The sequence below is a fragment of the Pseudomonas sp. 32A genome, from assembly GCF_052682255.1.
The window spans coordinates 4,446,447-4,467,904 of the sequence record NZ_JBQYLY010000001.1; the positions used below are offsets into that span (position 1 = coordinate 4,446,447).

Sequence of the window (21,458 nt, forward strand, 5' to 3'; positions counted from 1 at the left end):
GACCCCTGACCCCCACAAGGCATGTTCCTGCAGTCCTTTTTCCCTGTACTGGATTTTCCCATGAGTTCTGTTGCTGTGTTCAGCAAAGCCTCGCCGTTCGATGCACTGCAGCGCTGGCTACCCAAACTGGTGCTGGCGCCGAGCATGTTCATCGTTCTGGTGGGCTTCTATGGCTACATCCTGTGGACGTTTGTGCTGTCGTTCACTAACTCGACTTTCCTGCCGACCTACAAGTTTGTAGGCCTGGCGCAATACGTGCGCTTGTTCGACAACGACCGCTGGTGGGTCGCGAGCAAGAACCTGGCGGTGTTCGGTGGCATGTTCATCGGCATCACCCTGGTGATCGGTGTGACCCTGGCAATTTTCCTCGACCAGAAAATCCGCCGCGAAGGTTTTATCCGCACCATTTACCTGTACCCGATGGCGCTCTCGATGATCGTTACCGGTACGGCCTGGAAATGGCTGCTCAACCCGGGCATGGGCCTGGACAAATTGCTGCGTGACTGGGGCTGGGAAGGCTTTCGCCTCGACTGGCTGATCGACCCGGACCGTGTGGTGTACTGCCTGGTGATCGCCGCTGTGTGGCAAGCCTCGGGCTTCATCATGGCGATGTTCCTCGCCGGCCTGCGGGGTGTTGATCAATCGATCATCCGTGCCGCGCAGATCGACGGCGCGAGCATGCCGCGCATCTACTGGAAAGTGGTGCTGCCAAGCCTGCGTCCGGTGTTCTTCAGTGCGGTAATGATCCTGGCGCACATCGCGATCAAGAGTTTCGACCTGGTGGCGGCAATGACTGCGGGTGGTCCGGGTTATTCCTCCGACCTGCCGGCGATGTTCATGTACTCCTTCACCTTCAGCCGCGGCCAGATGGGCATGGGCTCGGCCAGTGCGATTCTGATGCTCGGTGCGATTCTCGCAATCATCGTGCCTTACCTGTACTCCGAGCTAAGGACCAAGCGTAATGACTAGTCTCGCCGGCAAACCTGCCATCAGCCTGAGCCGCGTCGCGATCTACGCGGTGCTGATCCTCGCTGTCCTGCTTTACCTGGTGCCATTGGTGGTCATGTTGCTGACCAGCTTCAAGACCCCGGAAGACATCAGCACCGGCAACCTGCTGAGCTGGCCCACCGTGATCACCGGCATCGGCTGGGTGAAAGCCTGGGCCACGGTTGACGGTTACTTCTGGAACTCGATCAAGATCACCGTTCCGGCGGTACTGATCTCTACCGGCATCGGCGCGTTGAACGGCTACGTGTTGTCGATGTGGCGTTTCCGCGGTTCGCAGTTGTTCTTCGGCCTGTTGCTGTTCGGCTGCTTCCTGCCATTCCAGACCGTGCTGCTGCCAGCCTCGTTCACCCTCGGCAAGATGGGCCTGGCCAGTACCACAACGGGTCTGGTGTTCGTGCACATCGTGTACGGACTGGCCTTTACGACACTGTTCTTCCGTAACTACTACGTCAGCATTCCCGATGCACTGGTGAAAGCGGCACGCCTGGATGGCGCGGGGTTCTTCACGATCTTCCGGCTGATCATCCTGCCGATGTCGACACCGATCATCATGGTGTGCCTGATCTGGCAGTTCACGCAGATCTGGAACGACTTCCTGTTCGGCGTGGTGTTCTCCAGCGGTGATTCGCAGCCCATCACGGTGGCGCTGAACAACCTGGTCAACACCAGCACCGGGGTCAAGGAATATAACGTTGATATGGCGGCGGCGATGATCGCCGGGCTGCCGACCCTGCTGGTCTATGTGGTCGCAGGCAAGTATTTCGTGCGCGGTCTGACGGCCGGCGCGGTCAAGGGGTAATCATGGCAACGCTTGAACTTCGTAACGTAAACAAGACCTACGGTACCGGCCTGCCGGACACCCTAAAGAACATCGAACTGTCGATCAAGGAGGGTGAGTTCCTGATCCTGGTCGGGCCTTCGGGTTGCGGTAAATCGACCTTGATGAACTGCATTGCCGGCCTGGAAAACATCACCGGCGGCGCGATCATGATCGGCGACCAGGACGTCAGCGGCATGAGCCCCAAGGATCGTGACATCGCCATGGTGTTCCAGTCCTACGCGCTGTACCCGACCATGAGCGTGCGCGAGAACATCGAGTTCGGCCTGAAGATTCGCAAGATGCCCCAGGCGGCGATCGACGAAGAAGTGGCACGGGTGGCCAAGCTGCTGCAGATCGAGCACCTGCTCAATCGCAAGCCAGGCCAGCTTTCCGGCGGCCAGCAACAGCGTGTGGCCATGGGCCGTGCACTGGCGCGTCGCCCGAAGATCTACCTGTTTGACGAACCACTGTCCAACCTCGACGCCAAGCTGCGGGTCGAGATGCGTACCGAAATGAAGCTGATGCACCAGCGTCTGAAAACCACCACCGTCTACGTCACCCACGATCAGATCGAGGCGATGACCTTGGGCGACAAAGTGGCGGTGATGAAGGACGGCATCATCCAACAGTTCGGCACGCCGAAAGAGATCTATAACGACCCGGCCAACCTGTTTGTGGCAAGCTTTATCGGTTCACCACCGATGAACTTCATTCCACTGCGCCTGCAACGCAAGGACAGCCGCCTGGTGGCGCTGCTGGACAGCGGCCAGGCACGCTGTGAATTGCCGTTGAACATGAACGATGCAGGCCTTGAAGACCGCGAAGTGATCCTGGGCCTGCGCCCGGAGCAGATCGTGCTGGCCGCCGCCGAAGCCACCGGTGCGCCGACCATTCGCGCCGAGGTGCAAGTCACCGAGCCGACCGGTCCGGACACCCTGGTGTTCGTGCAAATCAATGACACCAAGGTCTGCTGCCGACTGGCGCCCGATGTGGCGCCGCAAGTGGGCGAGACCCTGACCTTGCAGTTCGACCCGGCCAAGGTGTTGCTGTTCGACGCCAAGACCGGCGAGCGCCTGGGCACTGCCACTTCGTTGCCGGCACAGGACCGTGCGGACAACGTTGCTCAATTCAAGGGACGCTGAAGTTTCAAATGATGTGTAGGGGCTTTTGTGAGAGTCCTGCTCTCACAAAGAAGTAAACCGCGTTAGATAAAAACAGTTAATAACAATAAAGACGAGGATGTAGGGATGAAAAAGCACCACAACAACACCCGGCTGATCTGCCAACTGTCAGCAGCAGCCGCCCTGGTACTGTCCGCCAATGCGATGGCGGCCGACGCGTTCAGCGCCGATTCCAAGTGGATGACCGGCGATTGGGGCGGCGAGCGTACCAAGCTGATCGAGCAAGGTATCGACATCAAGGCGGATTACGTCGGTGAAGTCGGTGGCAACCTCAGCGGTGGCTACAACAACGACAAGACTGCCCGTTACGCTGACCAGTTCGGTCTGGGCGTGGCACTGGACCTGCAAAAGCTGTGGGGCTGGGATAACACCCAGGCCAAGATCCAGCTGACCAATCGTAACGGCGCCAACATCTCCAACGACCGTATTGGCGACCCGCGTGCCGGCACCTTGAGTTCGTCTCAAGAAGTCGACGGCCGAGGCCACATGGTGCGTCTGACCCAGTTCTGGATTCAGCACCAGATGTTCGACAACAAGCTGGACGTGAAACTCGGTTACTTCGGTGAAGGCGAAGACTTCAACACCTTCCCGTGCGACTTCCAGAACCTGTCGTTCTGTGGCTCGCAGGTCGGTAACTATGTAAACACCTGGTACAACTGGCCCGTCAGCCAGGCGGCCATCCGCGTGAAGTACAACATCACGCCTGAGCTGTATGCGCAAATCGGTGCGTACAACCAGAACCCGTCGCAACTGGAGCACGGCAACGGCTTCAAACTCAGCGGCAGCGGCACCAAGGGCACCGTATTGCCGGTTGAATTGGTCTGGTCGCCGAAGGTCAATGGCCTGCCGGGCGAATACCGTGTGGGTTACTACAAGAGCACCGCCGACGCTACCGACGTACGTGAAGACGTCAACGGTAACGATGCTGGCACCACGGGCGCAGCCTTCCGCGTTCGCAGCAGCAAAAGCGGTTACTGGGGCGTTCTGCAACAGCAACTCACCACCCACAATGGCGATGCTTCCCGCGGCTTGAACATTGCGGCCAACGTCACCTTCCACGACAAAGACACCAACCTGGTCGACAACTACCAGTCGCTGATGCTTGTGTATAAAGGTCCATTCGACGCACGTACAAAAGATGACGTGGGTATCGGTGTATCCCGTATCCATGCCAACAGTGACGTGAAGAAAAACGCTGAGTTGCTCAACGCGGCCGGCGGTTTCACGGATTACGACCAGTCGGGTTACGCACCGCTGCGTAACACCGAGTACAACGTTGAACTGAACTACGGTTTCCACGTCACCAACTGGCTGACCGTGCGTCCTAACCTGCAATACATCGCCAACCCAGGTGGTGTTAAGCAAGTCGACAACGCGGTGGTAGCGGGCCTGAAAATTCAGTCTACGTTCTAACGTTGTTGCGATAAGCTCCTTCTCTCTGTGCGCATTTTGCGGGTAGCCATGGCTATCCGCTTTTTTTTGTGTGGGAGCTGGCTTGCCTGCGATGCGAGCCCCGCGGTGTATCTGCCACACCGAGGCGATGCCATCGCAGGCAAGCCAGCGCCTACAAAGATATTCAGGACCGTGGCACATGCATGAGCATCCGCTGCAACGCTTTTTCAAATCCCTGCGCGAGCGGCCGGTATTCGCCTGGGAACGCTTCCAGATGCGCGATGTGCTGGTGATTGATCACCCGCTCTGCCAAGCGGTGTTCAGTCGTCAGGGCGCGCAATTGCTGCACTTTCAGCCCACGGGCCAGAAGCCCTGGCTGTGGTGCGCGGCCAAGTGGCCGCAGGTCGGCGCCATTCGTGGCGGCGTGCCGGTATGTTGGCCGTGGTATGGCCGCCATCCCAGCGAAAACGCCTGGCCATCCCATGGCTGGGCAAGGTTGATCGACTGGAAACTGCTGGACAGCAGCACCGACGACGACGGCGTGCGTTTGCACTGGCAATTGCAGTTATGCGATTGGCAGGTAGACCTGCATGCGCACCTGGGGGAAACCCTGGAACTGCGTCTGGCCACCGAGCACCAGGATGAGCTGCCGTGCCAACTGAGCCATGCGTTGCACGCCTATTGGCGGATTGGCAACGTGGGTGAGGTAGCGCTGTCTGGGCTGGATGGCGCGCAAGGCTACGATCAGCTCAATCGCCAGGCGTGCCAGCAGGAAGGTGAGTTGCGGGTGGAGGGCGGTTGTCAGCGGGTGTTCCAGCACGAGGGCGAATTGCACCTCAAGGACCACGCCTGGCAGCGCGAGTTGTGCATCGATACCGGCGAGAGTGCCGACACGGTGGTGTGGCACCCGGGGACCCGGCCGTTGCTGGGGGTGAGCTTCAACGAGGCTTCAGGGTTTGTGTGTGTGGAGTCGGCGATGGCTGCTGCGAGTCTGGCGCCGGGGGAGAGGGCGCATTTGAGTTTGCAGGCGCGGGCTGGGGTTTAGTGGTGTTGCTGATGGCCTCATCGCGGGCAAGCCCGGCTCCCACAGGGGAATGCATTCCAAATGTGGGAGCGGGCTTGCCCGCGATGGCGGCGGTACTGCAGGCAGAAATTCGAGCTTAGTTAAACTCATCCCCAACCGGATACCGGCTGTCGTTCAAACTCTCTTTGATCTTGCGCAAGTGCGGCTGGAAATCCACCCCGCGACGCAAGGTCATGCCTGTCGCCAGCACGTCCAGCACCGTCAACTGAATGATCCGCGAGGTCATTGGCATATAGATGTCGGTGTCTTCCGGCAACGGAATGTTCAGGCTCACCGTGCTGACCTTGGCCAGCGGCGAGTTCTCGGCGGTCACCCCCAGCACCGAGGCGCCGTTCTCCCGCGCAATACGCGCCACTTCCACCAGTTCACGGGTACGCCCGGTGTAGGAAATGATCACGAACAATTCCCCGGTGTGGGCCACCGAGGCGATCATCCGCTGCATCAGCACATCGGCGTGGGCCGTGACCGACAGGTTGAAACGGAAAAACTTGTGCAGGGCATCCATGGCCACGGGCGCCGAAGCACCCAGGCCAAAGAAGTGGATCTGCCGGGCCTGGATCAGCAGGTCGACGGCCTTGCTGATCAGGTTCGGGTCCAGGGCCTGGCAGGCGCTGTCGAGAGACGCGATGGCACTGCCAAAGATCTTCTGGGTGTAGGCCTCCGGGTTATCATCGGCCTCCACCGCGCGGCTGACATACGCCGCGCCACTGGCCAGGCTTTGCGCCAGCTGCAATTTAAGTTCAGGGTAACCACTCACGCCGAACGAGCGGCAGAAGCGGTTCACTGTAGGTTCGCTGACCGAAGCGGCCTGGGCGAGGGCGGCGATAGAGAAGCGGGTCGCCTGCTGCGGGTTGAGCAGGATGACCTCAGCAACTTTACGTTCAGCCTTGTTCAGTTCATCGAGGCGTTTCTGGATCTGTTCCAGTAGATTTCGCACGCGGTCCATTCATGTTTCCTTAGGGCGACGATGCAAATAAGGGTCGTCAACCAATCGACGAGCGGCCCTTTGCGGTGGCCTATCCTACTGAGGGTAGTTGAACACCACCACTCGGAATACGTTTTTCGGGAAAATGTTGTGGTTATTACTACATTTTTCCTTGAGTGATGCCTTAAAAAAAGGTATTTGTAGCTTAACTTGATAAAAGAACAAACATCATGCCTTCGATAACCGTAGAACCCTGCACCTTTGCCCTGTTTGGCGCCTTGGGTGATCTGGCGCTGCGCAAGTTATTTCCTGCCCTCTATCAACTTGATGGCGCGGGTCTGCTGCACGAAGACACGCGCATCCTGGCCCTGGCCCGTGAGGCCGGTTCCGAGCAACAACACCTGGCCCACATCGAAAAAGAATTACGCAGCTACGTGGGCAAGGAACTGGACGAAACCGTCGCCCAGCGTTTCCTGGCCCGCCTGACGTACCTGCACGTCGACTTCCTGAAGGCCGATGATTACGTCGCCCTGGCGGAAAAAGCCGGCACCGAACAACGCCTGATTGCCTACTTCGCCACCCCGGCGGCGGTGTATGGCGCGATCTGCGAGAACCTGTCCAAGGTGGGCCTGGCGGAAAACACCCGGGTCGTCCTGGAAAAACCCATCGGCTCGGACCTGGATTCCTCACGCAAGGTCAACGACGCCGTAGCGCAGTTTTTCCCGGAAAACCGCACCTACCGCATCGACCACTACCTGGGCAAAGAAACCGTCCAGAACCTGATCGCCCTGCGATTTGCCAACAGCCTGTTTGAAACCCAGTGGAACCAGAACTACATCTCCCACGTGGAAATCACCGTGGCCGAGCAGGTCGGTATCGAAGGTCGCTGGGGCTATTTCGACAAGGCCGGGCAACTGCGGGACATGATCCAGAATCACCTGCTGCAGTTGCTGTGCCTGATCGCGATGGACCCGCCGGCCGACCTGTCTGCCGACAGTATTCGGGACGAGAAGGTCAAGGTGCTCAAGGCCCTGGCGCCCATCAGCCCGGACGGCCTGACCACCCAAGTGGTACGCGGCCAATACATCGCCGGCTACAGCGCCGGCAAGCCGGTGCCGGGTTACCTGGAAGAAGAGAACTCCAACACCCAGAGCGACACCGAAACCTTCGTCGCCCTGCGTGCCGATATTCGTAACTGGCGTTGGGCGGGGGTGCCGTTCTACCTGCGCACCGGCAAGCGCATGCCGCAAAAGCTGTCGCAGATTGTCATCCACTTCAAGGAACCGTCCCACTACATCTTCGCCCCCGAGCAGCGCTTGCAGATCAGCAACAAACTGATCATCCGCCTGCAGCCGGACGAAGGGATTTCCTTGCGGGTGATGACCAAGGAGCAGGGCCTGGACAAGGGCATGCAACTGCGCAGCGGGCCACTGCAACTGAATTTTTCCGACACCTATCGCAGCGCACGGATTCCCGATGCCTACGAGCGGTTGTTACTTGAAGTCATGCGTGGCAACCAGAACCTGTTTGTGCGCAAAGATGAAATCGAAGCCGCGTGGAAGTGGTGTGACCAGTTGATCGCCGGGTGGAAAAAATCCGGTGATGCGCCCAAGCCGTATGCGGCGGGGTCCTGGGGGCCGATGAGCTCGATTGCACTGATCACGCGGGACGGGAGGTCTTGGTATGGCGATATCTGATTTGAAACTGCCTCAGGGTGTGACGGCCCATGAGTACCGCAACCCGGTGCTGCTGGCCGATGGCTTGGCCAATGACGTGGCCGAACAGCTGCGCGCGGCCATCAGTGCCCGTGGCGAAGCGACCCTGGTGGTGTCCGGTGGGCGCAGCCCCGTGGCGTTCTTCCAGAACCTCGCCAAGCAGGGCCAGGACTGGTCCAAGGTGACCATCACCCTGGCCGACGAGCGCTGGGTGCCGGTGGAACACGCTGACAGCAACGCCGGCCTGTTGAAGCAGCACTTGTTGCAAGGCCCGGCGGCCAAGGCCAAGTTCCTCAGCCTGTACAGCGCTGCCGCCAATCTTGAAGACGCTGCCGAGCAAGCCGATCGCCTGCTGGCCGAGTTGCCGGCAATTGATGTGCTGGTGCTGGGCATGGGCGATGACGGCCACACCGCGTCGCTGTTCCCCAACAGCCCGAACCTGGCTGAAGCACTGAAGCCCGATGGCAGTCGTCGTTGCTGGCCGATGCTGGCGCCGACCGTGCCGCACCAACGCCTGACCATGAGTCGTGCGTTGCTGGCTACCGCCCACTACACCGTGCTGTCGATTTCCGGCAGCTCGAAATTGACCACCTTGAGCGCCGCGCTGGCCAGTGACGACGTTGCTGCCATGCCGATACGCGCGTTTTTGCAACCTACTTTAGAGATTTACTGGTGCCCATGAGCCAAGGATCAGCCGCGATGAACAGCCCTCAACCTACCGTTTCCATGGCGGACAAAGTTGCCTTGATCGACAGCCTCTGCGCCAAGGCGCGGATCCTGCCGGTGATCACCATTGCCCGTGAGCAGGACATTCTGCCTTTGGCCGATGCCCTGGCAGCCGGTGGTTTGACCGCGCTGGAAGTGACCCTGCGTTCGCAGTTCGGCCTCAAGGCCATTCAGGTGCTGCGTGAGCAGCGTCCGGAGCTGTGCACCGGTGCCGGTACCGTGCTGGATCGCCAGATGCTGGAAGCGGCCGAAGTGGCCGGTTCGCAGTTTATCGTCACCCCCGGGATTACCCGCGACCTGCTGGAAGCCTCGGTACACAGCTCGATTCCGCTGTTGCCGGGCATCAGCAATGCCTCCGGGATCATGGAAGGTTATGGCCTGGGTTATCGCCGCTTCAAGCTGTTCCCGGCTGAGGTCAGCGGTGGTGTTGCCGCGATCAAGGCCTTGGGTGGCCCGTTTGGCGAAGTGAAATTCTGCCCGACTGGCGGCGTCGGTCCGGCCAACATCAAGAGCTACATGGCGTTGAAGAATGTGATGTGCGTGGGCGGTAGCTGGATGCTTGATCCTGAATGGGTCAAGAACGGCGACTGGGCACGTATTCAGGAAACCACCGCCGAGGCGCTGGCCCTGCTGGACTGATTGGATTTACCGAATCGTTGTTGCTGTGTTCTACGGCATTTTTGCGGCGCACTTGGTCGGTGTGCCGCTTTTTTTTGCCTGCGGAAAATGGCCCACTCCCACTGTAGGAGCGAGCTCGCTCGCGAAAAACCCGAGAGCACCGCTGGGTGTCAGGTTTCCCGTGTCATCGTTAACGACCTTCGCGAGCAAGCTCGCTCCTACAGTGAGATCGCGCTCAGTTCGGTGAGGGCTTTGATCAGCACATGAATGTCTGCTGCTGACGTTAAAAAGCCTGGTGTCACCCGAATACAACTGCCGAACGATGCCCCGCTGCGGGTTGTGGTGAAGAGGTTGTATTCCTTGAGCAGTCGGTCCGCCATCACCTGTTGATCCGGCTGATCAGTGAACTTGAACGAGGTGATCGCGCAGTACAGCCGTGGATCATCCGGCGTCAGCACTTCAATCCCCGGCAACTGGCGCACCTCACTCACCCACAAATCCCGCAGGTAGTTGAGCCGGGCACCCTTGGCCTTCGAACCGCCCAACAAGCGATGCTCCTCGAACACCAGCGGCAAGGTCATCAGCGCCGGGAAATTCGGTGTGCTGTACGGCGTACGGGCCCGTACATCGGTGATGGGGTAGTGGAACTCACCCATGTCCGGATCAATGTCCGCCAAGCGCTGTGGGTCGATATAAATAAAGCCCAGGGTCAACGGCGCACCGATCCACTTGTGCAGGTTGAAACCGGCAAACGCGATACCCAACTGCGCCAGGTTGAACTCAATCTGCCCCAGCGCATGGGCGCCATCGAGGATCACATCAATTCCATGTTCTCTGGCAGCGCTGGCAATCGCCTCCACCGGCATTACCAGTCCGGTGCGGTGGGTCACGTAGGTCAGCGCGAGCAACTTCAGGCGCGGGTAGCGCACGAAGGCATCACGATACGTCTGCACCAGGCTGTCGAAACTGGCCGGGTGTTCGTGGGCAATCTCGATCACCTCCACCCCACGGTGCTGCGCCAGCCAACGCATGGCGCCTTTGACCGTGTCGTACTCCAGGTCGCTGATCAGCACCTGGTCGCCGGGCTGCAAGCGGTTGTAATTACGGATCAGCGACTGCAACGCATCCGAGGCGCAGCGGGTGAGGGCGATGGCTTCAGGATCGGCGTCCATCAATTGCGCCAATTGGTTACGGATCTCGACGTTCTCGCCCTGCTCGAAACGCTGGCGCACATGGATCGAGTTGCTGCGGTTGATGAAGGCGACGTTGTCTTGATACTGCTCAAGTACCGCGCGGCTCATGCGCCCGAAGTAACCATTTTCGAGGTTGATCGGGCCGGGCTCCAGGTCGTAGCGCTGGGCGATGGCGTGCCAGTGTTGTTCGTCGCGGGTACTGTCCATGTGCGTGCTCTATTAATGACGAGGGGCAGGCTTGCCGTGTTTGGCGCGCAGGGGTTCCAGCAATTCGGACAAGCCGTTGTGGTCGATTTCCTGCATCAGGGCCAGCAGCCCGCCCAGCTCACCGTGGGGGAAGCCCTCACGGGCAAACCAGTTCAGGTAAGGGCCAGGCAGGTCGGCAATGATCCGCCCCTTGTACTTGCCGAAAGGCATTTCGCGGGTGATCAGCAATTCAAGTTTTTCAGGATTCATTGGGGCTTCAGGTATTTGAGTCGATGCCTTGGAAAATACAGGCATTCTGCATGGAGGCCAAATGACAGATCATGCAAATAAAGCGGATACAGATTTTTGCTTAATTTATAACTCGTTGAAATATAAGGATTAAATCGTTTTTCAGAAGCTGGCACGGGCGCTGCAATTACTAAGACACGTTTCTTAACCCGCGAAGGAATTGAAAAATGACTGATATCAACAAAGAATCGATCTCCGTACTGAATGACCTGATCGAGACCAGCAAGGACGGCCAGGAAGGCTTCAAGACCTGCGCAGAAGACATCAAGCATCCAGAGCTCAAAGCCCTGTTTCAAAAGCGTTCCGCTGATTGCGCCACCGCCGCTGCCGAACTGCAAACCGCTGTTAGAGCCTTGGGTGGCGATCCGGAAAACTCCGGTAGCGTTGCCGGTGCCCTGCACCGTGGCTGGGTCGACGTGAAGTCGTTGGTCACCGGTAAAGACGAAGAAGCGGTGCTGAACGAAGCCGAGCGCGGTGAAGACCACGCACTGAAGGCTTACAAAGAAGCGATCGAGAAGATCAACAAGCACAACCTGCTGGGTATTCGTGACCTGGTAGAGCGTCAGTTCCACGGCGCGCAACGCAACCACGACCAGGTGAAAGCCCTGCGTAACCAGGCACGCGCTCAGTCTTGAGCCCCGCCTGAATAAAAAAGCCCCGCAGATGCGGGGCTTTTTTATGGGCGATTATTCAGCCGATGCTGATGGCCGGCAGTTCGGTCAAGGTCACGGTCTGCTGCTTGCGGGGCGCGAGGATCTCGGCCTCACCGTCCACCACCAACTCATCGCGCTGGTTGAACACGCGGGTGGCGATGCGCACACGAAATTTCGGCAGCTTCTCGAGGATTTCCAGACGCACGGTCAGGGTGTCGCCGATTTTGACCGGCTTCTGGAAGGTCATTTGCTGGCCGATGTAGATGGTGCCGGGCCCGGGCAACTCGCACGCGACCGCCGCGCTGATCAGAGCGCCGCTGAACATGCCGTGGGCAATGCGCTCCTTGAACATGGTCGCCTTGGCGAATTCGGCGTCCAGGTGCACCGGGTTGTGGTCGCCGGACATCGCCGCGAACAACTGGATATCGCGCTCCTCGACGGTCTTGCTGTAGCTGGCGGTCTGGCCGACTTCAAGGGCTTCGTAAGGCGTGTTGGTAACCTGGGTCATCAGTTGGTGCATCCTGTGGCTAATCAGAAATCTTAATGTGTTGATTTTAAACGAAAAATCATTCGCAGCGAGTAGGGCGGCGCAGCACTGCTGCCTGGGCCAGCCACGTCAGCACATCGGCTGTGACCGCATCACGGTTGGTTTCGTTGAATAATTCGTGGCGCGCCTGCGGGTAAATGCTCAGCTCCAGGTTCTGGCAGCCGGCTTCACGCAACGCGTTGGCCAGACTTTTGAGACGCTTGCCTTCACTGACCGGATCACATTCTCCACCCATTATCAGGATCGGCAGGCCCGGATCGATCTGAGCGAGATTGGACGCTTTGCTGATTTGCTGCAAGCCGCCCAGCAGGTCGATCCATAGCTGGTTGGTGCAACGAAAGCCGCAGAGCGGGTCGCTGACGTACTTGTCGACCTCGGCCGAATCGCGGCTGAGCCAGTCGAAAGCGGTGCGATTGGGTTTAAACGCTTTGTTGAACGATCCAAATGACAGGAACTCGATCAGCGCGCTGCGTCCCCGCAAACCCTGACGCAAGCGTTCGACATGAGCAATCACCTTGGCCGCGCCGTACAGCGCCACTGGCTGGAAGTTCGAGCCACTGAGAATCGCCCCGTTGAGGCTGGCGCTGTGGTGCAGCAGATACGCCTGGGCGATGTAGCTGCCCATGCTGTGGCCCAGCAGGATGATCGGCACGCCCGGCGCCTGCTGGCCGATGTGCTGGTTGAGGCTCGCCAGGTCGCCCACCACTTTGTTCCAGCCGTCTTTCTCGGCGAACAGCCCCAGCGTGCCCTCGTCGGCGGTGCGCCCGTGGCCGCGCTGGTCGGGGGCATACAGGCCGTAACCGGCATCACACAACGCCTGGGCCAGGCGCCCATAGCGGCCACTGTGCTCGGCCATGCCGTGGGCCAGCATGATCAGCGCCTTGGGCGGCCCGTCGGGTAGCCATTGGTTGACGTACACCCGACTGCGGTCATTCGCGGTCAGCCAGAAAGTGGTGTGGTTCATGGCGCTTCCTTTGCTCAGGGTCGTTGCAGTGTATCGCTCATCGGCCTCGGGCCGCTGGATCAGCGCTGGCCTCAGCGGGGAGATTCACACAATCAATGACGCATCTTGTTGTATTTGCCTGATTGACCATAGCTGCTAACGTCCCCAAAGCTCCGCTTTCATCGCAATCAAAAGCGGCCGGACCACTCAGGTAAGAGGACAAGAATAATGCAACCTGATTTCTGGAATGACAAACGCGCGGCCGGGGTCCCCAACGAGATCGACCTGAGCGCCTACAAGTCGGTGATCGAAGTTTTCGAGCGTTCCTGCAAGACCTTTGCCGACCGTCCGGCGTTCAGCAACATGGGGATCACCCTGACTTATGCCGAGCTGGACCGGCGCAGTGCCGCGTTCGCCGGTTACCTGCAAGGGCACACCGACCTCAAACCGGGTGACCGCATTGCGGTGCAGATGCCCAACGTCCTGCATTATCCGATTGCCGTGTTCGGCGCCCTGCGCGCCGGGCTGATCGTGGTCAACACCAACCCTCTGTACACCCCGCGGGAGATGCGTCACCAGTTCAAGGACGCCGGCATTCGTGCATTGGTGTACCTCAATCTGTTCGGCTCGCGGGTTGAGGAAGTCAGCAAAGACACCGAGATCGAGTACCTGATCGAAGCGAAAATGGGCGACTTCATGCCCGCCGCCAAGGGCTGGCTGATCAACACCGTGGTCGACAAGGTCAAGAAGATGGTCCCGGCCTACAACCTGCCCCAGGCCATCTCCTTCAAGCGTGCCCTGCACATGGGCGCTGGCCAGGCGCTCATCCGCCACCCGGTGACCCTGGACGACATCGCCGTGCTGCAATACACCGGCGGCACCACCGGCCTGGCCAAGGGCGCCATGCTCACCCACGGCAACCTGGTGGCCAACATGCAGCAAGTGCGGGCGTGCATGTCGCAACTGGGGGACGACGGCCATCCGCTGATCAAGGAAGGGCAGGAGGTGATGGTCGCGCCGCTGCCGCTGTACCACATCTATGCCTTCACCGCGAATTGCATGTGCATGATGGTGTCGGGCAACCACAACGTGCTGATCACCAATCCCCGGGACATCGGCGGCTTTATCAAGGAGCTCAAGAAGTGGCGCTTCACCGGGCTGCTGGGGCTCAACACGCTGTTTGTGGCGTTGATGGATCACCCTGATTTCAAGAGCCTGGATTTCTCTCACCTCAAGCTCACCAACTCCGGCGGCACTGCCCTGGTCAAGGCCACGGCCGAGCGCTGGCAGCAACTGACCGGCTGTGCGATTGGCGAAGGCTACGGCCTCACCGAAACCTCACCAGTGGCCAGCACCAACCCCTATGGCGGCAAATCGAAGCTGGGTACCGTGGGCATTCCGGTACCGGGCACGGCGATGAAAGTCATCGACGACAACGGCGCGGAGCTGCCGCTGGGCGAGCGGGGCGAGTTGTGCATCAAGGGCCCGCAAGTGATGAAAGGCTACTGGCAGCAACCGGTGGCGACCGCCGAGACCCTGGACGCCGAAGGCTGGCTCAAGACCGGCGATATCGCGGTGATCGACCCGGACGGCTTTGTGCGTATCGTTGATCGCAAGAAGGATCTGATCATCGTCTCGGGCTTCAACGTGTACCCCAACGAGATCGAGGACGTGGTGATGGCGCACCCGGCGGTGGCCAGCTGCGCGGTGATCGGTGTGCCGGACGAGCGTACCGGCGAGGCGGTGAAGCTGTTTGTGGTGGCCCGTGCCCAGGGCGTGAGCCTTGAAGAACTGAAGACTTACTGCAAGGCCAACTTCACCGGCTACAAGGTGCCCAAGCACATTGTGTTGCGTGAGTCGTTGCCGATGACGCCGGTGGGCAAGATCTTGCGGCGTGAGCTTCGCGACATCGCCTGATTTGGAATAGGCTCAAAAATGTGGGAGCTGGCTTGCCTGCGATTGCGGTGTATCAGTCACCAGATGTATCGACTGACGAAACGCAATCGCAGGCAAGCCAGCTCCCACATTGTTTTTTTTGCCCTGTAGAGCCCATTCCAGAGCCATTTCCTGGCTTATAGAATCTTTGCTCTAAAAATGACCATTAGATATTCTTGAGTCATGTTTATGACCGTAGGGGCCTCTTTTGGCTCTAGGCGGCCTTTGGCAAAGCTGCTACTCTCGGCGCGCTTTGTGACCTCTTGGCCTGCTTTCAACCGCCAGACTCACCCAAAAACAAACAAATAATAATCGCATCAAATGCGATGAATGAATTCGCGTCGCTGAGGAGTGGGCTTCCATGATCGAAGACTTTTGGAAGGATAAGTACCCCGCCGGGATTGCTGCAGAAATCAATCCAGACGAGTATCCGAATATTCAGGCGGTACTGAAACAGTCCTGCCAACGCTTCGCCAACAAACCGGCTTTCAGCAACCTGGGCAAGACAATCACCTACGGTGAACTGTACGAATTGTCCGGCGCCTTTGCCGCCTACCTGCAACAGCATACCGACTTGCAGCCCGGTGATCGAATCGCCGTGCAACTGCCCAACGTCCTGCAATACCCGGTCGCCGTATTCGGTGCCATCCGGGCCGGCTTGATCGTGGTCAACACCAACCCGCTGTACACCGCGCGGGAAATGGAACACCAATTCAACGACTCCGGTGCCAAGGCCCTGGTTTGCCTGGCCAACATGGCGCACTTGGCTGAAAAAGTCGTGCCCAAGACTTCCGTCAAGCACGTGATCGTCACCGAAGTCGCCGACCTGTTGCCGCCGCTCAAGCGCCTGCTGATCAACAGCGTCATCAAATACGTGAAGAAGATGGTCCCGGCGTACCACTTGCCCAAGGCCATCAAGTTCAACGACGTCTTGGCCAAGGGCCACGGCCAGCCGGTGAACGAAGTCAGCCCCGCCAGCGACGAGGTCGCCGTATTGCAATACACCGGCGGCACCACCGGCGTGGCCAAAGGCGCGATGCTGACCCACCGCAACCTCGTCGCCAACATGCTGCAGTGCAAGGCGCTGATGGGCTCCAACCTTAATGAAGGCTGCGAGATCCTGATCACCCCGCTGCCGCTGTACCACATCTATGCCTTCACCTTTCATTGCATGGCGATGATGCTGATCGGCAACCACAACATCCTGATCAGCAACCCGCGCGACCTGTCGGCGATGGTCAAGGAACTGTCGAAGTGGAAGTTCAGCGGCTTTGTCGGCCTGAACACGCTGTTCGTTGCCCTGTGCAACAACGATGCCTTCCGCAAGCTGGATTTCTCGGCGCTGAAAGTCACCCTGTCGGGTGGCATGGCCCTGCAACTGGCGGCGGCCGAGCGCTGGAAAGCGGTCACCGGCTGCTCCATCTGCGAAGGTTACGGCATGACCGAAACCAGCCCGGTGGCCACCGTGAACCCGATCCAGAACATCCAGATCGGCACCATCGGCATCCCGGTGCCGTCGACCCTGTGCAAGGTCATCACCGATGACGGCGTCGAACTGGCGCTGGGTGAAGTGGGCGAGTTGTGCGTCAAGGGCCCGCAAGTGATGAAGGGCTACTGGCAGCGCGAAGACGCCACCGCCGAGATCCTCGACAGCGAAGGCTGGCTGAAGACCGGTGACATCGCGATCATCCAGCCCGATGGCTACATGCGCATTGTCGACCGCAAGAAGGACATGATCCTGGTCTCCGGTTTCAACGTGTACCCCAACGAGCTGGAAGACGTACTGGCGACCCTGCCGGGCGTGCTGCAATGTGCAGCCATTGGTGTGCCGGACGAGAAGTCCGGGGAACACATCAAGATCTTCATCGTGGTCAAGCCCGGTGCCACCCTGACCAAAGACCAAGTGATGGAGCACATGCGTGCCAACGTCACGGGCTACAAGGTGCCCAAGGCCGTGGAATTCCGCGATGCGCTGCCGACCACCAACGTTGGCAAGATCCTGCGTCGTGAGCTGCGGGATGAAGAACTGAAAAAGCTGGGTTTGAAGAAGTAACTCGGCCCCCAATAAAAAGCCCCGCAGATGCGGGGCTTTTTATTGGGCGATGATTCAGTCACTTGGAATGCAATCCAAATGTGGGAGCTGGCTTGCCTGCGATAGCGGTGGGCCAGTCACCGCCGTGTTAGCTGACCCACCGCTATCGCAGGCAAGCCAGCTCCCACAGGTTTTAACCGTATTCCTACAGTGCGAACTGCGCGAAGCTCACACCGGCACCAGCCGGGCGTACATCCTTGAGGAACGAGTCCTTGTCTGCACTCAGCTCCAACGTGATCTCCGGCTTACGTTTGCCAGCATTGCGCACCACCAGCCCTTCGAGCTTCTCGCGCAAAAACACCGTCGGCACCTTCAGGTGCAGCAACTGGTCGCTTTCGGCGTTGTGCATCAACAAGTGAATCCACTCGTACTGGCCCACGGCAATCCGGCCCACCGGCAGGTCGAACCACCAGATGTTGCGTTTGCGGTCCAGGTCGGTGAAGTGGCAGTTGTTGACGCCGAGTACGGCACCGCCCAGTTCCTGGTTTCTGCGGGCGATGGCCTGTGCTTTATTGAGTTTCATAACCTTCCTACGGGATCTGTTATCCAGCGCTTGCGCCTGAATGTGCCCGGCATTCTCGTGGGTTGGCCGCAAAACATAAAGCCAAACCTGTACGGCGCGATGAAATGCCGCTCAAAAAATAATTGAAACTCTCTGGAAAGGCCAAGGGTCAACGATTACGTAGTGACCAAAATCCTTGATTGTTCCCAGGAGAAATACCATGAGCAGCACATCGGATAAGGCAAAAGGTTTAGCGAACGAAGCCGTTGGCAACATCAAACAAGGTGTTGGCAAAGTCACCGGCAACGACAAGTTGCGGGCTGAAGGCGTGGTTCAGGAAAAGAAAGGCGAAGTGCAAAAAGCAGTTGGCGACACCAAGGACGCGGTCAAGAAAGCGACCAAATAGTCCCGACCTGGCTGACTGCACTCCAGCAGCCCGACGGCTATCCACGGATGGCCGTTTTTGTGTCACCCGCAGTGATTAAACATTGGAAATTGTTTCAGGGTCGCCAAATGGGCTACCTTGATGTAGAAAACGGCCCCTGAGTCGCCCACGAACTCAAATTTTTTGCGGCGAAAGGAGACGCTATGATTTTTCCGGTATTACAAGGCTTGCCCCTGCACAAAGTGCTGGTGCGCACTGTCACAGAGTTCCTCGATGACGAGATGCCTACGTACGCCTCGGCGCTGGCCTACCAGATGCTGTTCTCGCTGTTTCCCTTCCTGCTGTTCCTGATTGCCCTGATCGGTTTCCTGCACCTGCCGGACTTCTTCACCTGGCTGCGCATGCAATCGGAACTGGTATTGCCGCCCCAGGCCCTGGAGCAGGTCAACCCGGTGATCGACCAGTTGCAGCAATCCAAGGGTGGCCTGTTGTCGGTGGGTATCGTGATCGCGCTGTACACCGCCTCGGCGGGTGTGCGCCTGATGATGAGTGCGATGAATGCCGCCTATGACGTGGTGGAAGGCCGACCGATCTGGAAGCGCTTCCCGCTGTCGATTTTCTACACCGTAGGTTTCGCCGGCATGCTGTTGGCCGCCGCCGCCTTGATGGTGCTCGGGCCGCAGGTGATGGAATGGCTGGCGGGGCAGATCGGCATGCAGGAATTCGTGGTCACGCTGTGGACCATCCTGCGTTGGCCGCTGATCGTCATCCTGTTGATGTTCTCCGTGGCGTTGATGTACTACGTGATGCCTGACGTGAAGCAGAAGTTTCGCTTTATCACCCCGGGATCGGTCCTGGCGGTGGTGGTCTGGATCGTCGCTTCCCTGGGGTTTGGCTACTACGTCAAAACCTTTGCCGACTACAACGCCATGTATGGCAGTATCGGCGCGATTATTGTGTTGCTGCTGTACTTCTACATTTCGGCCGCCGTGCTGTTGCTGGGGGCGGAGATGAATGCCGTGATCGAACACATGTCGGCTGAAGGCAAGGATCCTGGTGAAAAGGACTTTGGCGAGCACGACGAAAAAAAGCATGTTTCCGGCCTCGGCCGAGACCCCTCACTCAAGCCCACTACCGACGAAGTCTGATCGATGATCCGTGAAATCCTGAAAATGGGCGATGAGCGCCTGCTGCGTATTGCCCCGCCGGTTCCGCCGGAGATGTTCGACAGCCCCGAGCTGTGGCAGTTGATTGATGACATGTTCCAGACCATGGAACACGTCGGTGGCGTCGGCCTGGCCGCGCCGCAGATCGGTGTAGACCTGCAACTGGTGATCTTCGGTTTCGAGAGCAGCGAACGCTACCCGGACGCGCCCGCCGTGCCCCAGACCATCCTGATCAACCCGCTGATCACGCCCCTTAGCCCGGTGCTGGAAGAAGGTTATGAAGGGTGCCTGTCGGTGCCTGGTTTGCGTGGGGCGGTGGACCGTTACCAGCAGATTCGCTACGAAGGGTTTGACCCCAAAGGCGAACCGATTGTGCGGATTGCCGAAGGCTTTCACGCACGGGTGGTACAGCACGAGTGTGATCACCTGATCGGCCGGCTGTACCCGTCGCGGATTACCGATTTCAGCAAGTTCGGGTTTATCGAAGTGATGTTCCCGGATATGGATCCGACGGCAGACGAATAACCCTCAGGCAAAACACACATCAAACTGTGGGAGCGGGCTTGCTCGCGAAAGCGGAGTGCCAGTCACCGAAGATATAGACTGATCCACCGCATTCGCGAGCAAGCCCGCTCCCACATTTGTTCTGCGTGCATTCAGCTTATTTTGCGGGCTTCACAAACCGCAACGTCATCCGATCCGACTCACCAATCGCCACATACTTGGCCTTGTCCTTCTCCCCCAACGTCAACGCCGGCGGCAACGTCCAGACCCCATCCGGGTAATCCTTGGTGTCTTTCGGGTTGGCATTCACCTCGCTCTGACCCTCAAGCTTGAACCCCGCCTCGGTCGCCAGTTTCACCACATACGCGGTGGTCAGGTAACCGCTGTGCTTGATGTCTTCCAGCGACGCCCCATCCTTGGCCCGGTGATCCACCACCCCCAGCACGCCACCCGGTTTCAACACCTTGAAGAACGCTTCGAACATCGCCGGCGCCGTATCCGCCATCACCCAGTTATGCACATTGCGAAAGGTCAGCACCGTGTCCGCCGAGCCAGGCTGGCCCAGCACCGGTGCCTTGGGATCGAACTCGACGAAGCCGGCCTTGGAATAATGCACCGGGTCTGCGGCGAATTTCTTCTTCAGGTTTTCCTCTGACGTACGCGCGTAGGCACTGCTGTTCGGCGCCTGCACAGCGGCGATGTAATGGCCGTTGTCCTTGAGCAGCGGCGCCAGCACTTCGCTGTACCAGCCGCCACCCGGGGTGATTTCGATCAGGGTCTGGTTGGCCCGCAGACCAAAGAATTCCAGGGTCTGTTGCGGGTGACGATAAACATCGCGGGCGCTGTTGGCCGGCACGCGCCAACTGCCGGCGAGCACGCTTGCGTACTGCTCGGCGGAAACCGGCGCTTCGGCTGCCTGGCTCAAGGCCGGGGCGAGGAGGGCTGCAAGGGATAAGGCTGCAAGGGTCGCTTTCATGATCATCCTGTAATGGGCCGCTGGTGCCGCCGAGGCTAGCATGGGGCTCACAACGGCTGATCACACTTTATCGAAGGTCGACCTCATCAACGGTTCTAAGCCCATGGCGATCATGGGCTTGTTGCGTTTGTAACGCACCAGGCGCTCGGACAGAGACTGCGGCAGCAGCGTGTCCTGGGTAAAACCCAGGCGTTGGTAAAAGCCTTCCAGGTCCGGATGGCACAGCAGCCACACCGTGCCTTCAACGCCGGCCACCGAGGCGCGAATCAATTGCGCCGCCAGCCCCTGGCCACGCATGGCCGGGTCGACAAACAGCCCGGTCAGCCATTGCCCGCCCACCACCGGCGTCAGGCACAGCCCTGCGACAATCTCGCTGCCTTTGGCCACCCATAACTGGCCACCCTTGAGAGCCTTCATCGGTGAGTTATGGCTGCGGTAGAACTTGTTCAGCAGCGGCCACAACGGCTCTGCCAGTCGGTCGATGTGCAACTCGGGCATGGTTTTCAAACACGCGAATTCAGGGGGCGAAGATTATAAGTCGGGCAAAGCGCCTTCTGTTGGGCAATCGGTGTTATACCCAGTGTTACATCCCCTGTAA

General features: G+C 59.1%; 22 protein-coding genes. 14 read left to right on the top strand and 8 right to left on the bottom strand.

Features of this window, described 5'->3' with window-relative positions; all coding sequences use genetic code 11:
- The first annotated feature begins 60 nt into the window (after positions 1 to 60).
- From ACUN0G_RS20435 to ACUN0G_RS20455, 5 genes are all read left to right on the top strand, one after another.
- A complete protein-coding gene (locus ACUN0G_RS20435; RefSeq protein ID WP_003213011.1) occupies positions 61 to 969 on the top strand; it encodes a carbohydrate ABC transporter permease in 909 nt (302 codons plus the stop codon).
- Positions 962 to 1,807 carry a carbohydrate ABC transporter permease gene (locus ACUN0G_RS20440; RefSeq protein ID WP_017475737.1) on the top strand — a complete coding sequence of 282 codons (846 nt, stop codon included), beginning with the start codon at positions 962 to 964 and terminating at the stop codon, positions 1,805 to 1,807. The genes ACUN0G_RS20435 and ACUN0G_RS20440 overlap by 8 nt, the downstream gene beginning before the upstream one ends.
- A gap of 2 nt (positions 1,808 to 1,809) precedes the next feature.
- Positions 1,810 to 2,970, top strand: a complete 1,161-nt coding sequence (locus ACUN0G_RS20445) for an ABC transporter ATP-binding protein (RefSeq protein ID WP_421525414.1) — start codon at positions 1,810 to 1,812, stop codon at positions 2,968 to 2,970.
- Positions 2,971 to 3,075: 105 nt separating this feature from the next.
- Positions 3,076 to 4,422 (top strand): carbohydrate porin, encoded by a 1,347-nt coding sequence (locus tag ACUN0G_RS20450; protein WP_421525413.1) that lies wholly within the window; start codon positions 3,076 to 3,078, stop codon positions 4,420 to 4,422.
- Between the two features lie 178 nt (positions 4,423 to 4,600).
- Positions 4,601 to 5,446: a D-hexose-6-phosphate mutarotase gene (locus ACUN0G_RS20455; protein WP_421525412.1), complete on the top strand. Its 846-nt coding sequence runs from the start codon at positions 4,601 to 4,603 to the stop codon at positions 5,444 to 5,446.
- A 115-nt stretch (positions 5,447 to 5,561) separates the two neighbouring features.
- Here ACUN0G_RS20455 and ACUN0G_RS20460 read toward each other — a convergent pair whose 3' ends face one another.
- Positions 5,562 to 6,422: a MurR/RpiR family transcriptional regulator gene (locus ACUN0G_RS20460; protein WP_172834605.1), complete on the bottom strand. Its 861-nt coding sequence runs from the start codon at positions 6,420 to 6,422 to the stop codon at positions 5,562 to 5,564.
- A gap of 218 nt (positions 6,423 to 6,640) precedes the next feature.
- On the opposite strand from ACUN0G_RS20460, the gene zwf reads away from it, so the two are divergent.
- The 3 genes from zwf to ACUN0G_RS20475 are packed head-to-tail and all read left to right on the top strand — an operon-like array spanning position 6,641 to position 9,490.
- The gene (gene zwf, locus ACUN0G_RS20465) at positions 6,641 to 8,107 is read left to right on the top strand and encodes a glucose-6-phosphate dehydrogenase (protein WP_076015857.1); all 1,467 of its coding nucleotides are present in this window, start codon (positions 6,641 to 6,643) and stop codon (positions 8,105 to 8,107) included.
- The gene (gene pgl / locus ACUN0G_RS20470; RefSeq protein ID WP_445574128.1) at positions 8,094 to 8,807 is read left to right on the top strand and encodes a 6-phosphogluconolactonase; all 714 of its coding nucleotides are present in this window, start codon (positions 8,094 to 8,096) and stop codon (positions 8,805 to 8,807) included. Before zwf ends, pgl begins: the two co-directional genes overlap by 14 nt.
- Positions 8,808 to 8,824: 17 nt before the next feature.
- Positions 8,825 to 9,490, top strand: coding sequence for a bifunctional 4-hydroxy-2-oxoglutarate aldolase/2-dehydro-3-deoxy-phosphogluconate aldolase (locus ACUN0G_RS20475; RefSeq protein WP_076015855.1), 666 nt, complete (start codon positions 8,825 to 8,827; stop codon positions 9,488 to 9,490).
- A 197-nt stretch (positions 9,491 to 9,687) separates the two neighbouring features.
- On the opposite strand, the gene ACUN0G_RS20480 is transcribed toward ACUN0G_RS20475, so the two are convergent.
- Both ACUN0G_RS20480 and ACUN0G_RS20485 read right to left on the bottom strand, forming a co-directional pair.
- On the bottom strand, positions 9,688 to 10,869 hold the full coding sequence (locus ACUN0G_RS20480) for an aminotransferase class V-fold PLP-dependent enzyme (protein ID WP_445574129.1): 1,182 nt from the start codon (positions 10,867 to 10,869) through the stop codon (positions 9,688 to 9,690).
- A gap of 12 nt (positions 10,870 to 10,881) precedes the next feature.
- Positions 10,882 to 11,118, bottom strand: a complete 237-nt coding sequence (locus tag ACUN0G_RS20485; RefSeq protein ID WP_003213031.1) for a DUF3820 family protein — start codon at positions 11,116 to 11,118, stop codon at positions 10,882 to 10,884.
- 206 nt (positions 11,119 to 11,324) lie between these two features.
- On the opposite strand from ACUN0G_RS20485, the gene ACUN0G_RS20490 reads away from it, so the two are divergent.
- A complete protein-coding gene (locus tag ACUN0G_RS20490) occupies positions 11,325 to 11,792 on the top strand; it encodes a ferritin-like domain-containing protein (RefSeq protein ID WP_421525408.1) in 468 nt (155 codons plus the stop codon).
- 55 nt (positions 11,793 to 11,847) lie between these two features.
- Here ACUN0G_RS20490 and ACUN0G_RS20495 read toward each other — a convergent pair whose 3' ends face one another.
- On the bottom strand, positions 11,848 to 12,318 hold the full coding sequence (locus tag ACUN0G_RS20495; RefSeq protein WP_003213034.1) for a MaoC family dehydratase: 471 nt from the start codon (positions 12,316 to 12,318) through the stop codon (positions 11,848 to 11,850).
- Positions 12,319 to 12,376: 58 nt separating this feature from the next.
- Positions 12,377 to 13,321, bottom strand: a complete 945-nt coding sequence (locus ACUN0G_RS20500) for an alpha/beta hydrolase (protein WP_445574130.1) — start codon at positions 13,319 to 13,321, stop codon at positions 12,377 to 12,379.
- A gap of 207 nt (positions 13,322 to 13,528) precedes the next feature.
- Here ACUN0G_RS20500 and fadD2 point away from each other — a divergent pair, with 207 nt between their 5' ends.
- Both fadD2 and fadD1 read left to right on the top strand, forming a co-directional pair.
- Positions 13,529 to 15,217, top strand: coding sequence for a long-chain-fatty-acid--CoA ligase FadD2 (gene fadD2 / locus ACUN0G_RS20505; RefSeq protein WP_421552765.1), 1,689 nt, complete (start codon positions 13,529 to 13,531; stop codon positions 15,215 to 15,217).
- 379 nt (positions 15,218 to 15,596) lie between these two features.
- Entirely contained in the window at positions 15,597 to 17,288 is a 1,692-nt protein-coding gene (fadD1, locus tag ACUN0G_RS20510; RefSeq protein ID WP_093206871.1) for a long-chain-fatty-acid--CoA ligase FadD1, read from the top strand.
- A 184-nt stretch (positions 17,289 to 17,472) separates the two neighbouring features.
- On the opposite strand, the gene ACUN0G_RS20515 is transcribed toward fadD1, so the two are convergent.
- On the bottom strand, positions 17,473 to 17,850 hold the full coding sequence (locus ACUN0G_RS20515; RefSeq protein ID WP_003213043.1) for a hypothetical protein: 378 nt from the start codon (positions 17,848 to 17,850) through the stop codon (positions 17,473 to 17,475).
- Positions 17,851 to 18,049: 199 nt separating this feature from the next.
- Here ACUN0G_RS20515 and ACUN0G_RS20520 point away from each other — a divergent pair, with 199 nt between their 5' ends.
- The 3 genes from ACUN0G_RS20520 (at position 18,050) to def (ending at position 19,905) form a co-directional block, all read left to right on the top strand.
- Positions 18,050 to 18,235: a CsbD family protein gene (locus tag ACUN0G_RS20520; RefSeq protein WP_058414423.1), complete on the top strand. Its 186-nt coding sequence runs from the start codon at positions 18,050 to 18,052 to the stop codon at positions 18,233 to 18,235.
- A gap of 182 nt (positions 18,236 to 18,417) precedes the next feature.
- Complete coding sequence (locus tag ACUN0G_RS20525) at positions 18,418 to 19,362, top strand: YihY/virulence factor BrkB family protein (protein ID WP_003213047.1); 945 nt, start codon at positions 18,418 to 18,420, stop codon at positions 19,360 to 19,362.
- A gap of 3 nt (positions 19,363 to 19,365) precedes the next feature.
- Positions 19,366 to 19,905: a peptide deformylase gene (gene def, locus ACUN0G_RS20530; RefSeq protein ID WP_003213049.1), complete on the top strand. Its 540-nt coding sequence runs from the start codon at positions 19,366 to 19,368 to the stop codon at positions 19,903 to 19,905.
- 136 nt (positions 19,906 to 20,041) lie between these two features.
- Here def and ACUN0G_RS20535 read toward each other — a convergent pair whose 3' ends face one another.
- Together ACUN0G_RS20535 and ACUN0G_RS20540 are read right to left on the bottom strand one after the other, a co-directional pair.
- Entirely contained in the window at positions 20,042 to 20,860 is an 819-nt protein-coding gene (locus ACUN0G_RS20535) for a class I SAM-dependent methyltransferase (protein WP_445574131.1), read from the bottom strand.
- Positions 20,861 to 20,920: 60 nt separating this feature from the next.
- Entirely contained in the window at positions 20,921 to 21,358 is a 438-nt protein-coding gene (locus ACUN0G_RS20540; protein ID WP_258347338.1) for a GNAT family N-acetyltransferase, read from the bottom strand.
- Positions 21,359 to 21,458 lie beyond the last annotated feature (100 nt).